General features: G+C 66.2%; 14 protein-coding genes and 1 pseudogene. 5 read left to right on the forward strand and 10 right to left on the reverse strand.

Annotation, left to right across the window (positions count from 1 at the left end; genetic code table 11):
• Positions 1-26: 26 nt before the first annotated feature.
• The 3 genes from AC0OLQ_RS16200 to AC0OLQ_RS16210 all read right to left on the reverse strand — a co-directional run bounded on the left by AC0OLQ_RS16200 (position 27) and on the right by AC0OLQ_RS16210 (position 2,664).
• Positions 27-1,283 carry an IS4 family transposase gene (locus AC0OLQ_RS16200; RefSeq protein ID WP_484527201.1) on the reverse strand — a complete coding sequence of 419 codons (1,257 nt, stop codon included), beginning with the start codon at positions 1,281-1,283 and terminating at the stop codon, positions 27-29.
• 584 nt (positions 1,284-1,867) lie between these two features.
• Positions 1,868-2,374 carry a hypothetical protein gene (locus AC0OLQ_RS16205; protein WP_484532021.1) on the reverse strand — a complete coding sequence of 169 codons (507 nt, stop codon included), beginning with the start codon at positions 2,372-2,374 and terminating at the stop codon, positions 1,868-1,870.
• Positions 2,311-2,664: a hypothetical protein gene (locus tag AC0OLQ_RS16210; RefSeq protein WP_484532022.1), complete on the reverse strand. Its 354-nt coding sequence runs from the start codon at positions 2,662-2,664 to the stop codon at positions 2,311-2,313. Before AC0OLQ_RS16210 ends, AC0OLQ_RS16205 begins: the two co-directional genes overlap by 64 nt.
• Positions 2,665-3,279: 615 nt before the next feature.
• On the opposite strand from AC0OLQ_RS16210, the gene AC0OLQ_RS16215 reads away from it, so the two are divergent.
• The 3 genes from AC0OLQ_RS16215 to AC0OLQ_RS16225 all read left to right on the forward strand — a co-directional run bounded on the left by AC0OLQ_RS16215 (position 3,280) and on the right by AC0OLQ_RS16225 (position 5,347).
• Positions 3,280-4,002, forward strand: coding sequence for a M23 family metallopeptidase (locus tag AC0OLQ_RS16215; protein WP_484532023.1), 723 nt, complete (start codon positions 3,280-3,282; stop codon positions 4,000-4,002).
• Positions 4,003-4,519: 517 nt separating this feature from the next.
• The gene (locus tag AC0OLQ_RS16220; protein WP_484532024.1) at positions 4,520-5,047 is read left to right on the forward strand and encodes a hypothetical protein; all 528 of its coding nucleotides are present in this window, start codon (positions 4,520-4,522) and stop codon (positions 5,045-5,047) included.
• Between the two features lie 63 nt (positions 5,048-5,110).
• Positions 5,111-5,347, forward strand: a complete 237-nt coding sequence (locus AC0OLQ_RS16225) for a hypothetical protein (RefSeq protein WP_484532025.1) — start codon at positions 5,111-5,113, stop codon at positions 5,345-5,347.
• A 135-nt stretch (positions 5,348-5,482) separates the two neighbouring features.
• Here the strand turns inward: AC0OLQ_RS16225 and AC0OLQ_RS16230 are convergent, their stop codons facing one another.
• Positions 5,483-6,379, reverse strand: a complete 897-nt coding sequence (locus AC0OLQ_RS16230; protein WP_484532264.1) for an IS982 family transposase — start codon at positions 6,377-6,379, stop codon at positions 5,483-5,485.
• Positions 6,380-6,816: 437 nt separating this feature from the next.
• On the opposite strand from AC0OLQ_RS16230, the gene AC0OLQ_RS16235 reads away from it, so the two are divergent.
• Positions 6,817-6,993 carry a hypothetical protein gene (locus AC0OLQ_RS16235; protein WP_484532026.1) on the forward strand — a complete coding sequence of 59 codons (177 nt, stop codon included), beginning with the start codon at positions 6,817-6,819 and terminating at the stop codon, positions 6,991-6,993.
• Between the two features lie 99 nt (positions 6,994-7,092).
• Here AC0OLQ_RS16235 and AC0OLQ_RS16240 read toward each other — a convergent pair whose 3' ends face one another.
• Both AC0OLQ_RS16240 and AC0OLQ_RS16245 read right to left on the reverse strand, forming a co-directional pair.
• Positions 7,093-7,872 (reverse strand): transposase family protein, encoded by a 780-nt coding sequence (locus AC0OLQ_RS16240; RefSeq protein WP_484532318.1) that lies wholly within the window; start codon positions 7,870-7,872, stop codon positions 7,093-7,095.
• A gap of 122 nt (positions 7,873-7,994) precedes the next feature.
• Positions 7,995-9,539, reverse strand: coding sequence for a helix-turn-helix domain-containing protein (locus AC0OLQ_RS16245; protein WP_484532027.1), 1,545 nt, complete (start codon positions 9,537-9,539; stop codon positions 7,995-7,997).
• A gap of 969 nt (positions 9,540-10,508) precedes the next feature.
• Between AC0OLQ_RS16245 and AC0OLQ_RS16250 the strand changes: the two genes are divergently transcribed.
• A complete protein-coding gene (locus AC0OLQ_RS16250; RefSeq protein ID WP_484532028.1) occupies positions 10,509-11,621 on the forward strand; it encodes a hypothetical protein in 1,113 nt (370 codons plus the stop codon).
• Between the two features lie 226 nt (positions 11,622-11,847).
• Here AC0OLQ_RS16250 and AC0OLQ_RS16255 read toward each other — a convergent pair.
• The 4 genes and pseudogenes from AC0OLQ_RS16255 to AC0OLQ_RS16270 all read right to left on the reverse strand — a co-directional run.
• Positions 11,848-12,027: pseudogene (locus tag AC0OLQ_RS16255) on the reverse strand (DUF7662 domain-containing protein); the annotation flags it as partial.
• A 32-nt stretch (positions 12,028-12,059) separates the two neighbouring features.
• Positions 12,060-12,554 (reverse strand): protein NO VEIN domain-containing protein, encoded by a 495-nt coding sequence (locus AC0OLQ_RS16260; RefSeq protein WP_484532029.1) that lies wholly within the window; start codon positions 12,552-12,554, stop codon positions 12,060-12,062.
• A 43-nt stretch (positions 12,555-12,597) separates the two neighbouring features.
• The gene (locus AC0OLQ_RS16265) at positions 12,598-13,419 is read right to left on the reverse strand and encodes an HARBI1 family protein (protein ID WP_484527855.1); all 822 of its coding nucleotides are present in this window, start codon (positions 13,417-13,419) and stop codon (positions 12,598-12,600) included.
• A gap of 139 nt (positions 13,420-13,558) precedes the next feature.
• Entirely contained in the window at positions 13,559-14,068 is a 510-nt protein-coding gene (locus AC0OLQ_RS16270; protein WP_484532030.1) for an EVE domain-containing protein, read from the reverse strand.
• Positions 14,069-14,129: the final 61 nt, after the last annotated feature.

A 14,129-nucleotide genomic window follows, 5' to 3' on the forward strand; every position in this document is an offset into this window, starting at 1 on the left:
GTTCAGTTAGGCCGGTGGCTGGTGTGTCAAGGTTCGTTGGTGATGACGTCGATGTTGGTGGTGGCCTTGTAGGTGCGGCGGTCGATGTTCGGTCCGCGGGCCTGGTATTTGGAGTTCGAGCGTTTGATCATTCGGGTTTTGGTGCGGATGCGGCGCTCGGGTAGCAGGTTGGCCAGGACGCGTTCGCCGATGGCGCCGACCAGGTCGATGACGGTGTCGGCGATGACGCCGGCGGCCAGGGTGATCTGGTCGCGGGCGGCGTTGAGGGCGGTGGTGAAGCTGGCCCGGTCCGGGTCGAGGCCGGGCCGGCTGTCGGTGGCGTCGGTCATCGCGGTGCGTAGCACCTGGTAGGTGATGAGCAGGGCGTGGATTTCCTGGTCGATGCCGTCGGGGGTGCGGGCTCGCAGGACTCGTCCGCCGAGGATGCTGGATTTGAGTTCGAGGTAGGCGGTCTCGATCTCCCAGCGCTGGTGGTAGAGCCGGGCGAGGTCGCCTGCCGGGTGGCGGCGGGCGTCGAGCAGGGTGGTGATCAGCCGGTAGTCGCCGGTCTGGCTGCCGCCGGTGGTGGTGATGCTGATCCGGGCATCAACGACTCGGACCCGCAGGCCGCTGACGGCTGAGAGCCAGGATCCGTCCGGATAGCGGCCGAGCACAGGTAGTTTACGGCTGCTCTTGCAGCGGATCAGCAGGTCGGCCCCGGTCGCGGCGATCCTGGTGATCAGGTCGGCGCTGGCGTAGTTGCGGTCGCCCAGCAACAGCATCCCGGAGCGCAGACTGCGGGCCAGATGGTGAGCCTGGGCGATCTCGCCGGTGCTGAGCGGGTCGAACACCGCGTCGAGCACCGAACGGGTGCCGCAGGCCAGCAGCGCGCTCAGCCGCAGCGTGGGATAGCCGGAACCGCCGTTGTTGCCCCGCTGCTTGGCGTAGCGGCGCAGGTTGGCCGGCGAATCCGCGACGGTGAGTACGGTGCCGTCGATGACGACCGGCATCAGGCCCCGCCACCACACGGTGGCAGCGCTGGTAGCCGCTGGGCCGCGCAGCAGTTCGAACAAGGCCCGCATGGGCGCCGGACCCAGCCGCTGCCGGGCCTGGCGCAGGGCGCTGCCCGACGGGTCGGGCACCGGCAGCGGATGCAGACCAGCGACGAGTTTCGACCACACCTGCCGGTAGCCGAGATCGGCGAACAGGCAGCCCGCGATCAGCAGATAGACCACAACCCGGGCAGGCAGCAGCCGGATCCGCCGCTGCGTACGCCGGGTCGCAGTCAGAACCTCATCGATCATCTCGAACGGCAACAGCCGGGTCAGCTCACCGAGGTGACCCGCCGCGAACGGCCCCGTCGCTACCCTGACCGTCCGGGTTATGGCAATCTGATCCACCAAGCGGAGTTCCTGGTTCTGGGTTGTCTTGGAGTGACAAACCTTGATACCGGAACTCCGCTCCTTACTTCCTGATCAACACACCCCTTGACCGACCTCGCCAACGCCTAACTGAACGGCGTTGGGACTAGCAGACCCAGATGTTGGTCGAGATCGTCAACTGACCGGTGACATGATGCGGCCCGCCACCCGCCCCGGGGTAGCGGGCCATCGTTCACGGTCACAGCCCGGTCAACGCCGCCTCCACCTTCTTCGCCAGGGACGGCTTCACCTTCCCCGACACCCGCACGAGCACCCGCCCCTGGTCGGCCTCAGACGGTGCCGTCGACGCCGGTGGTTGCTGATGGTGAGGCGGCTGCGCGGGCTGCTGGTCTGCTGTCGCCGGAGGCGATCCACGCGTTGTTGAGAGATGCGGACGGGCGGGGGCTGGCCGGGCAACCACGACGCCCCGGCGGGCGCCGGGCCGTTCGAGCCCGGCGAGGCCGAGGTCATCGACCCGGGCGCACCGGCCCTGTGCGCCACCAGACGGGCATGTCGGCGTCGGTGAAGTGCCCGAACCGCAGCTTGCGGACGCTCGCCAGCAGGGCGCCGTACTGGGCGCGCTCGTTGGTGGGGTGGACGAGCTGCTGGAGTACGTACCGGTTCGCGTCGGGATGGTCGCTGGCGTCCAGCACGCTCGACGTCTCGACGAATACCTGGTTCGTGGGGTCCGCTGCGAGACTCGCGCACGCGGCGACCGCCGCCTGTTGACCGACGGGATGTGCCAGGAGCCGGCTCAGCGCCTCGTAGCGCTGCATCCAGGCGATCCCGTCGGCGACGATGGTCTCACTGAGCAGCCGCTCGGCGATATCCGCCCACGCTCGGTGGGGCGTGATCACCATCCCCGGTACGGCCGCCAACCGTCGAGTCAGCTCGTCCCATTCGACACCGGTCAGCAGGTCCGTCGAGGAAGCCGCCCGGTCCACGAGCTCGTCGAGGCGGTCCGACGCGGCCAACCGGTCCGGCGCCCGCGCCAGTGCCGGCGACACCTTCCTGTGGACGTCGCGTCCCGGTGGATGGCGTCCACGAGCGCGACGAGATGGTGCGACGGCAAGTCCAGCAGCTCCTCGTACCGGCGGATGGCCAGGTACGGGGCACCCACTGCCGCCGTCTCCCAGCGGGAGATCTGGTAGATGCTGGCCTGCCCGGCCCAGCAGCCGCCCTGGAACGCCTCGGCGAAGGCCGCCGACCGCAGCCACCGTTCACTCGGCCCGTACAACCGGTTGACTCGCAGCAGCCAGCCCACCCGGTGCTGGTGCGCAGGCAGGCGCGGCCGGTCGGCCGGTCCTGCAACCGCCCGGTACGGGCGGCCATGGCGGCCGGTGGTGCTCCTGCCGGCTCCCACGCGGCCATTTATTGCACGGCCGACTACGGTGCGCAACGCCTAGGCCACTACCAGGCAGCATCGCTGATCCTGGTGGCACGCCCCGAACGGCGTGCCACCGGTCGTCCACCCTGACGGCTGGAGCACCCGCGAGCGCCTCTACCGCAAATCACGACAGCGAAGGAGAGCCAGTGCAACGACGTACCCGAGTCCAACGGGTCGGACTAGCTGCCCTGCTCGTCACGCCAACGATCCTCATCGGGCTCAGCGCCCCCGCGAACGCCACCACCGTCCTGAACCGCTTCGAGCGCAGCTGCTACTTCAGCTGCAGCCCGTGGGTCCAGGTCAACGGACCCTACAACGCCTCGGTCGGCAGCGGCTGCGTCACCAAATCCTGGACCGGCACCACAACCGTCCGCAAGTCGTGGCCCGGCGCCCGGTGCTGAGGCACGATCCCGCGCCCGTAACTCATCATCACGCCGTCGTCCCGTTCCACCCGCCAGCCGTCGCGAACGGCCCAACCCAGAAGGAGCAGTGATGTCCCCTCGAAGCACGTGGCGTTCCCTCCGCGCGATCGGCACCCCCGTCATCGCCGCCATCGCCCTGATGCTCATCGCGTCCGCCACCCCGGCGTCGGCGGCAACCGCACGTAGTTCGGTCTGGGTCGGATCGCCGATCAACGGCAATTGGGCGGTGTGGGACAGCGCCTGCAACGGCGCGACATACCCCTCCAGCGACTGCAGCTGGCCCACCGTCCACCACACCTTCCGCAACGGCATGCCCTACGTCGGGGACTGGAGCGTCGACCTCGGCGTGAGCGCCGGCCAGGATGTGCAGCTGTACGCAGCGCCGAACGAGACCTGGCGCACGATCAGCGCCAAGGTCGAGACGGTGGTCCTGGCCTGCGCGGCCCGCAGCGGCGAGACGCACGAGCAAACGCGCGCCCGGGGTGGCAACGCCGTCGTTGTCGGTCTGTACGAGGGCGGCAGCCGCATCGGCTGGGTCACCTACACCCACGTCAATCCGACCGTGGGCGCCGGGCAGTGGATCGGCCGGTGGGATACCCGCGTCGGCACGGTCGGGAACTACACCTCGAACAGCTGCTGGACCGGAGTCCACCTGCACGTCGAAATGACCAACGAAACGAACTACTCCTGCTTCAACCGGGGCTGGGGCTCCGGACAGGCCGTGAGCCGGACCAACTTCATCGGCTTCCTCGGCGGCGCATACCGCACCGCCCCCCGTCAGGCCTGCCCGTAACAGCTCCAGTACCTAACGCCGAGAACGCCGTGAGGCTTACCGAAAGGAAGCCTCACGGCACAGCGTCGCCGCCACAGCGGCCCGCGCCATCGATCGCGGCGCGTCACAGAACGGGGCGGACCGGCACAGTGTGCGTATGGCGCCGTCGAGAACGAACACTGCGGCCAGGCAGCCCCTCCTCGGTGAGGCGCCGCCGCCCCAGCTTGCAACTCCGCCGCCTTCTGGGCTGTCGCTCGCCGCTGATGTTACTGCCAGATCCCGGCCCTTAGTAGCTGCCGAATCTGGTGCATCGGTGCATCTGTCGGCAGGGATCTACGGATGACAGGTCTTCGTGCCGCCGTGCCGGCACCCGACCCGTACGAACGCCCGCGACGGGCCGGAGACACTCCGCCCGGCACCCAGGGGCCATTTATTGCATAGGCGGTGACTCTGTGCAATGCCCCCGCCGCTACTCGACACCAGAGCCGATCCTGTTGGCATCCACGCACCGACCGCAGTACCAACATGGGAGGTTTAGATGCACAGCCACGACATCGGTCAGCCGACCGTCGCCGCCCCGGCACCGACCCGGACCCGCCTCACGCGAAGGCTTCTTAAGGGTTCCGGAGCTGCCCTCGCCGCCCTCGTAATACTCCTGACGATCGCACCCCCGGCACAGGCGTCGTCGAGGTACGGCCAGATGTACTACGAAGCTGACTGCTTCGACGGGACGGTGGTCAAGCCACCTCAGGGCTATGAGGCCACCTCGGACGGAAGCCTGATCATCCGCGACACGTCGAAAATGGCTGCTGGATACCTGACCTTCTACCATTCCAAGCAGTGCTTGACCTCCTGGTTGGAGTGGTGGACGTGGGACAGCCGGTTCCACGGGGAGATCAGCATCTGGAACAACGGCGGTCAGAACCAGAAAGCCTGGACCTCCGCGGGGCAGACCTGGAGCCGGACGCGGATGGTCGACGACTACAACGGGCTGTACACGTGCTCCGGCATGCAGGTGTATCTCAATGGCGGTTACCGACGCTGGCAACCGAGCTGGTGCTGGTAGGGCAGCCCCAGAGACACCTCACGGTGGGCCAAGCCGGCGTAGGCGGCCAGATGTCCTGGTGTGATGAAGGGCCTGCCGTCGCCGACTCCTTGCCGAATCCGGGCTGAGATCCTGACGCGAGCCGGCCATCGGCGTCAGGACCCCGGCGCGATGATGCGCATCAAGATCTTCTTCACCTCCCGCGGCGACCGGGTCACGCTGAATGACCTCACGCAGGCTGTTGGCCAGCCTCGGCAGCATCATCTCGGCTTCGGCGTGTCCGGGAACCGTGACGATCTGCTCGTCCAGGGCGCCCGATGAGGCGATTGGCAAGCCTGGTCCGTTTCTGTCCGCGGTCTCGCGCAAGTCGATCGCCCCAGCGCGACAGCCTGTGGCAGTGGGCCGACGACCCGGACACCCGGGATCGCGAAACCTAGACGAGTGATTCCGAATTGATCAGTGGTCGTACGCGATCAAGGAACGCTTGACGGGTGCGTTGGTCCGCCAGTTGTGCCAGATCGCTGCGGCCATCGCGAGGAGCCGCTGCGCGACGCGCGCGAACACTCCGGCCGGGGTGCGCCCACCGTGTCCTTCCAGGTTGAGCTGGCCTTTCAGGGTGTCGTTGACCGACTCGATCCACTGCCGGACACCGGCGAGGTTGCCGAAGCGGCGTTGCTCGTCCTTGCGGTCCGGGCGGGCCAGCAGCACCCCGACCTGCTCGGCGGCGTACCGATCGATCTGCTTGCCGGACAGGCCCTTGTCCGCCAACACCACCATGCCGCTGCACAGCGAGCCCAGTTCGCGGGCGTGAGCCAGCAACTCCTCGGCCACCTCCCGCTCTCCGATCTTGGGGTTGGCCAGGCACCACGCCACCGGCATTCCCTCGGCGGTGGTCATCAGGTACAGCTTCAACCCCCAGTACCAGCGCGAATGGGAGGCGCAGTAGCCGTACCCGGCGATCTCTGCCAACGCCGAACGCTGCACGGTGGGCCGAGACGTGCCGCACGGGACCGGGGTGGCATCCAGCAACCGCAGGTCGTCGCGCCACGACGGGCACAGCGTGGCCAGGTACAGCGTGGCCCGGCAGATCAGCGGCGCGGCGGCCTTGACCCGCTTGTGGTATCCGGGTTGTTTGGGCAGGTACGGGAACAGATGCCCGAGCCGGCCGTAGCACAGGCGCAGCCAATGGTGCTCCGAGCGGGCACCCAGCAGCACCTGGGCCACAGCCAGGCATACCAGCTCGGAGTCGGACAGCCGCTTGGGTCGGCCCGGCCCACGTCGATGCGGCGGGATGACGTGGTCGTCGATCAGGACGTACAGTGCGGTCAAGAGGGTGTCGAGGTCTGTCTTCACAAACAACCATCGATGCCCTCTCTTCTTGTGCTGGTCAACCCGCCACGCCGCCCAACCCAGAGTTGGGAATCACTCGTCTAGGTGTCCACAAGGTCTCCGGTTTCAAGTTCTGCTTGATCGCTGAACCATCTACCGAAGACCTCGTTCATTTTCGATCTCCGACACGCGAAGAACGCACCGCCGTCCGCGCTGCAAACGCCGCCAACAGTAAGACGGAGCGCGCCGCCGCACTGCGCCGCCGTCGACGCCTACCGCGCCCCCTCGCCGGTGGCTGCGACTACGAATGGGTCGAGCTTTACCGCTAGACGGCGCGAACGGGCCCTTGACGCGGCGGTCACCCTCACCTCGGAACTGGAAGCCATCCGCCGAAGCAGTGGGCCGCACTCGACACCGCGATCCCCCACTACCCCTGGGTCGAGCAGCTGTACCAGGTGGCCATGCGCACCCGTGCGCACCTCGGTGACCTCGAGGCCGTGCGCGCGCTGCGCCGAGCGCTGGCCCGTCAGCTCGCGAAGATTGACGCCGAACCCTGGGACGAGACCATCACCCTGGCTTACACCCCGATCGCCAACCTGCTCGTCGTCGACGAACGCTGTACGCTCAGCGCGAAGTAGGCGCCGTCGTGAGGCCCTATCAACACACCCGCCGGTGTTCACGGACCTAAGGGACGTCTCGTAACTGGGTGAAGGCGTTGCCCGACGCCGGACCGGTGGTCAGCCAGCGAGGATGATGTTGTGGAGGTTGGCGATGCCGGAAGTGGCGTCGGCCAATGTGTGGGCGGCGCGGCGGTAGTCGCGCAGGATCTTGAAGCACTTCATCCTGGCCAGGGCGTGTTCGACCCCTGCTCGGACCCTGCGGTGTTCGACGTTCAGGGCTTCCTTCCAGTCCGGGAGGTCGCTGCCGTCGGCGGGCTTGCGGTACGGCATGATCACCTCGGGGTTGCCGCGGTAGCCGCCGTCGGCCATCACCGGGCGCCCGTCCAGTTTCTGGTCGATGCCGCTGGTGCGGTAGACGATGGTGTCGTTGCGGTTGCCGGGTTGTGGGTCGCCGATGGCGATGACCAGGCGGGTGCTGGCGTCGATGGCGACCTGCAGGTTCGCCGAGTAGCGGTAGTTTTTGCTCCGGGCGGCCAGGCGGTGATCGCGGGTGGGGATCAGGGTGCCGTCGACGATGGCGATTTGCTCGACTGGCCGTTTGCGCACCGGCGCGAGGGCCAGTAGCGGCGCAAGGGTGTCGATGACCCGGTGCGCTGCGGAGTGCGACACCCCGAACAGCGGGCCGATCTGGCGCATCGTCAGGTTCGTGCGCCAGTAGGTGGCCACCAGCAGCACCCGGTCGGCGAGGTCCAGGGCCCACTGCCGGCCCGGCCGGCCGTCGGCGATGGCGTCACCGCCACGCTCGGCGACCAGCCGGACCAGCTTGCGGAACTGGGCGGGCTGCAGCCCGGTGAACGGGAAGATCCACTCAGGGTGGGTTGCGGTGATCACCTGCACCCGGGCATCCTGCCCGATCATCCTCAAGAGACGGACGCCAGGGTTACGAGACATCCCTTAGCCAGCGGTCCGAGTATTGATCTGAGCGCTTCCGCTCTTTGCGGTACACCGATCCCGCTCGGTCAGGCTGGTGGCTGGGACGGTGACGACAGCAGCCAGTGCGCGGTTTGCCGGACGGCGGTCGGCAGTTCTGTTCGCTGCTGCAATTCAATCAGCAGCTCCCGATGGCGGTCTGTGCCGATGCCGTAGGTGAGGCCGTGGAGGATGGATTCAGCCGTGCCCGACGGCGCGGTCGACCACGCCGCAATCTGTTCAGCAAGGATCTGCCGCCAGCTAGCGAGCGAATACCTGCCGGCGCAGTGCGGCGTGGCCCAAGCCGCGGCGTGGCGCAGGCTCGCGTTGGAAGCGCGGCTGGCGAGAATGGTCCGCATAAGTGGCCTGTGTATGTCGACATGCAGAGTGGTCAACATGCTCAAGGCCGTCGCTGCCATCTCTTCGACGCGGCGGGACAAATCACTTTGGAGCTGCATCAGCAGCGCCCCGGCCACGGGCTCACGGTACGGTGTCGCGGAGATCAGCATGGTGGCCATCAGGCGCTGATCCGGATTGGCGTGGAACAGCGCCTGCCCGACAAGTCGTGCCAGGACGGGATCCCGGCCGCGGTGGTCGCCTAGGCGGACTTGTGCGAGGTCGGCGACGCGCTGGCTTACCACGTGCGCCCCCGTCCGCTGGGCGGTAGCGCCGTTGGCCGGGGCGTACGAACCCGTAGCGCGAAGGCCTCCCGGTAGCGGGGGCTGGGCCGGCATGCGGCGGTTGAGTGCCGTCGCGACTTGGGCTAGCAGCGGGGCTATCGAGGAATCGGGTGCCGAGTCGGACATTGCCTGCCGAACTGCCCGGGCGAGCCGGACGTAGTCATCCCCGGCGAAATGCCCATGTCGTATCTTTCGTACCGCGGCAAGCAGGCCAGCGTAGCGAGCACGCTCGCTGCTCGGGTTCTCGATCTGTCGAAGGACATATCTGTTCGCGTCGTCGTGCGCCACCACATCGAGGAGGGAAACGGGCTCGATGACGGCTGGAGAGGACTGATCGTCGGCCATGCCAACGCACGCCGCTACGGCATGCGGACGGGCTACGGGATGCTCCAACAGGCGGCTGATGGCCTCCTGCCGTTGAAGCCATGCAGTGTTCTCAGAGACCACAAGCTCGCTCAGCACCTGCCCGGCGATCACAGTCCACAACCCTGGGGGATAGAGCACCAAGGCCGGCTGCGCGGCGATCAGCTCCGTCAGTACGCCCCAGTCGGCTCCCGTCATCTCGCCGGGAGCAAGGGCACGGTCGAGGAGTTCATAGAGGCGGCTCTGATCGTCTTGCCGGCCAGGCGTGACGTCGAAGGTCAGCCCCTCGCTGCGGCGCATCGCGTCACTCACCACGACGAACGACTCGGGAGGCACACCCAACAGCTGTTCATATCGGCGGAGAACTCCCCGGCTGGCTGTCGTCGTACCCTGCTCCCACCGGGTGATCTGCGACGGGGCAAGGCCCGATTCCGCGCTTAATCGAAAGGCGCGAGCGAAGTTGCGGGCCAAATGGAAGTCAGCGTTCCCGGCGAAACGCCGGTTGCTGCGCAGCACCCAGCCCACATAGCCGGATCCGCTGGTCGCAGACATGCTTCCACCGTCCACGATGCGCGTGATCGAATCAACCCGTCACCCCCTGTCGCAAATTTGTCGCCAACGCCCATTGATGAAAGTTCCTCCGTGCTCAACTGTCCTCTGCAAGGCGAGTCAGCCACCGTCTTGATCGCTGCCGGTTGGCGCCGCCGGCAGGGTCGTATAGGCGGTCTGATCATGGCTTGTAGGTCCTCAACCAGACGGATCTTGGTTCCCATCCGCAGGATCAATCGAGGCCGCGCAATCGCTCCGCCGCGCCGCGTCTCAGGCCACATCCTGGTCGACCGACAGCGGCCAGTACCGCCGCTGGGCGATCCGACTCGATGCACGTCGGGCCCGGTTGCTGTTGGCGGCGCGGCCCGCCAGTGCCACCCCGAAGTCGGCTTGAAGGCACGCTAAACGGTTGCAGCTGCCGGAGAGGCATGCAATCGATCAAGCGGATCCTACCTGCTCGTTCCAGCATTGATGGCGACGGAACGGCCGCGAGGTACGGCGGCCGTCCCAGGTGTACGGGCATTCGCACTCCACCGGGGACGGCTCTGGACCAGTCGTATCTCGCAGTAGCGTCAGCCCATCGGCGATTAGCCTAGGGGTATCCAATGAGCAGGCATCACAGCACGAACTCCGCCGCCACCGCTGGCCCGGAGCGAGCGAGCGCCGACTCGTGTGGTCGGAGGCAAGACCCTGACGAAGCAAGACCGCTGCCGCGGCTGCAACGGCGGCGTTCGCAGAACGGCTGGGCCTCGAGGCAAGTGATCTCCTGATTCCGGCGGTCAACTCGGGGTCTCACTCCCGGTGGGGCCACGCAGGCATTCTCGCCCAAGTCGGCAGGTGTCCAAATCTTTCCGCGTCAAGCGGCCCGACCTCGAGGTCAACCGCGTCGTTCAAAAGAGTCTCCACAAGGGACTGTTGGCCGCCAAGGCAGCGACGGCAGATATCGGTAAACCCGATTGAGGGGTGGTTTGCATGACGAACGTTTCGGGTGGCGACCGGCTCGAGCGTGATCCGCTCCGGATCGATTGGCCACTGGATGATATGGTCACTCGCGAATACAGCGCTCGTCATTTCCGGCGCAAGTTGGCAGAAGCGGGGTCTACGAGCGGCTTGGGCCGCCTGCGCGCCAATCTGCAGGTCGACGACCAGGGTCAGGATGACGTCTACTACTCCGAAATGAACAAGAGCGGAGACAGCCCTGTCAATTTTGACGTCGATGCTCAGGAGGCCACTCAAGATGCCATAATGAAATTTCTGGCCGATCACAACAGTCAGATGGAACCAGTGTGGGCGGGGGAAGACGTCAAGTACGTGGCCATGAGGAGGCCGCCGCTCGGCTCCCTCGTGTGCCGCTGCGATTCCGTCGATGGCAGTACCTTGGTAAACAACACCTGGATGGGTGCCGCCTCTGTGACAGCAGTCGAGGTATATTTCGGGTCCTGGTCGCGTCTCGAGGCCCTGTCCATCACCTCAATGACCGGGATGACAATCTCCGTCGAGAACCACACCCGTCGCGTCGCCGCTGATCGACAGTCCGTCGGGGGGGCCACAGCCCCCCGACTGCGGCCGGCCGAAGGGGAGGTCTACTACGCAGATCACCTGACCGGCTTCCGTGCGCGAATGATCGAACATCGGCCGGACAGGCACCCGGGCAGCATCGCGGCTGTGGCTTATAGCAAGAGTCGCGCCGAGCGGATAATGCCCTACGTCGAAGCGGCGTGGCAGGTCTCGTCGATCAGCGGCGGCAAGAGGCTCAGAGGTCGGTACTTCAATGCTGCCGGAAATCCTATCGTCTTCGGCCTGATACTCGGCCAATTGGAAGTCGTTCTGGAGCCTGAATCGACTACACTGCACGACTCGGCGTTTCTCGCCGTTCACGAAATCCTAGGCGGCAACGTCGTGCGACTGGAAGACCTTGAACCCCTGAACTACATTGAGCTGTATCAGAAGCATGCGCCGAACCTAGATGGAACCTTCAAGCCGGTACCGCCATACATCGCTTACGTCGGCGATCAGCTGCCCCCTTGGATAATAGATGCGCATGCAAGCAACACCAGGCCCTTAAGCCGGGAGACGAGCTTGTAGGCCCACGTCGGCGCTTGAGTCTCGGGGATGCGCCCTTCGCCGTGACCGAGGGCAAGTAGCCGGGTCGTGGGGCGGGCTGGGCCGGGCCTCGACCTGAAGATCGACCTGCCCCGCAACGTCAGCAAGACACAGCTTCTCGATCCGCTCCGGCCGCTCTTCCCTGAGGAGGACTGAGCCGGCCGGAACTCGACGACCTGGCGGTGAGGTCAGGATGTGCGGTGAAGCCCACGTCCCCCCAAGCCCGGCACTGCACATGGGTGCGGTCGTCGTTCGACCACCAGGCCTCGTAGCGATAAGCAGATGGAGGTAGGCCACCCGGTACGACGGCCACCAGCTCAGCGAACGTGTATTGCGTTCCGCGGGCCTGCCCGCGCAGCAGATCGCGCAGGTCGTTGTATTTCGACAAGTCCCTGCTCTCCTAGACGTCTTCGGACCGACTCAGCCGGTTCGGCTCTCGTTTCGCGCCTGCCGCTGTTTCGGTGGGACCGATCGCGACTGGCGGAGGTCGACCTCGAACACGAAGGGCGCGGCGGCGCTGAGGGCGGTATCGGCGTCGAAGAAATAGAGGGTCGGCTCGACCAGTGCCTTGGTGACGACCGCCAGTCGCCAACCCGCGTCCTCCCGCGCCGATCGCTCCTCATTGCGCGTCAGGAGCACCTTCGGGGCCAGGCCGCTGACCCCCTTCACCTCGACCCGATGTACCTCACCGTCCTGGGCCGTACACGTGAGGTCCCATCCCACATTCTGCTTGCTCACGTCCTGCACACGCCAGCCATCGCGCTTGTAATGCCTGCTTACTGCCTTCATTCCCGCTGCTTCCACCTCAGCATTGGTGGTCGGGTTGCCGAAGCCCGCGCCAGAGGCCGTCACCGTGATCTTCTGCGGTTGAGGAGGAAGGAGCTTCTCCAGCACCGCGAGTTCGGGCTTGGTCACAGCCAGTGAGCCTTTCCGCGTAACGGGTCGTGGCGTTGGGTGATCAGGTTGTGCGGTTGTGCTCGACGTGCAGGAGTACGAGGGCCGCCGCGGTGATCCTGCCGATGCTCCAGGGGCACAGGCTGACGTTGCGCAGCGCTTTGAAGGTGGTCTTGAGCAGGGAGTTGCCGCGTTCGCCGATGGCGCGGACGCCGTTGTGTGCCTTGTTGAACTGCTGCTGCACGGTGGTGCAGGAGCCGTTCTTCGGCTTTTTGAACGCGGTCGTGATCGTGTCGGCTTCGCCTTCGTAGCCGAGGTCGCCGAGTACCCGCCGCTGGTCGTTGGTCCAGGTGACCAGCAGGGGCAGGATGTCGTGTTCGCGTAGGGCGGTCGTGTCGTGTTCCCGGCCGGGCCGTACTGGTGAGGTCCACAGCGGCCACCCGTCCGGAGCGGTCACGACCTGCACGTTGCCACCGTGGTTGTCGTGTTTGCCGGACCACCACAGGTCCACTCCCGGCGTCGGTCCGGGGGTGCGACACCGGTCGGTCTCAATCAGGGTCCCGTCGATGTTCACGTGCGCGTAGCCGGCCATCTTCGCGGCCAACAGCACCGATTCCAGGCCCGGCGCGTGCGCGGCGAGGACCCGGATGCCCTCGTGCAGGTAGGCGTAGCCGGTCGATGAGCTGACCTGGTTGTCGATGGCCAACTGCTTGACCCGAGTGCCGTCAAGGAACCAGCGGATCACCAGGATCGCCTGCTTGAAGCAGCTCAGCGACCGCGTCCCGGTACGGGTCCCGAGCCGCTGCCGTTGCCCGTGCAGGAGCCCGGACAGGAACAACACGGTCTCCTCGCGCACGGACAGCTCGGCGGTGTATGTGACACTCATGGCGACGCAGGACCCCTACTGAAGTTGATCTGTGAGAGGACCACTTCATACCGGGGTTCTGCGTCTTTCCCTCGCACCGCAACAGGTTCGGGCGTGTCCGCACCGACCGCCAAGGCGGCTACCCGCCGCACTCACACCGTTACGCGGAAAGGTTCAGTGGGTTGCCCATCTGAGGCTGTCGGAAGACTTCCAGATCAGCCAGACGACGGTTGCCCTTCAGGGCAGTGCGGGGAATCGGCTCGTCGAACAGTTGGATGTCAACAGGCACGAAGTGTTTGGACTGCCGCCGTAGCCGCTCGTCTCGCCAGTACCCCGGATCCTCGTGCGCGATGTCGAAGTGGCCTGCCGGCCCGAGGACGGTTCCTCGCCCCCACAGCCCCGGCTCCGGATAGGTCCGACCCGGCCCGGTCACCCAGAACAGAACCTGCTGCCCTTCAGCCATCAGCGCGCTGCGGTAGTTAGATCCGACCGACCATCGATCGATGGTCTCTCCACCGTCCTCAATAAAGGCTGCCAGATCCCATACCTCGGGGTTGCACTTCAGCATCCAGGCGCCCAGGCGTTCGACGGTCACCAGGCGATTCGCGTCCCTGCCGCGTTGCCCAGCGAACTCAAGGATCTGGTTGGATGTCGCATCTCCGGCTGTCATTGGTCCATCCTCCTAAGACTGCCGGCATGCTTCATCACCGGATCGGTTGAGGCACTCTGTC

Source organism: Micromonospora sp. Utrum1 (assembly GCF_057197805.1).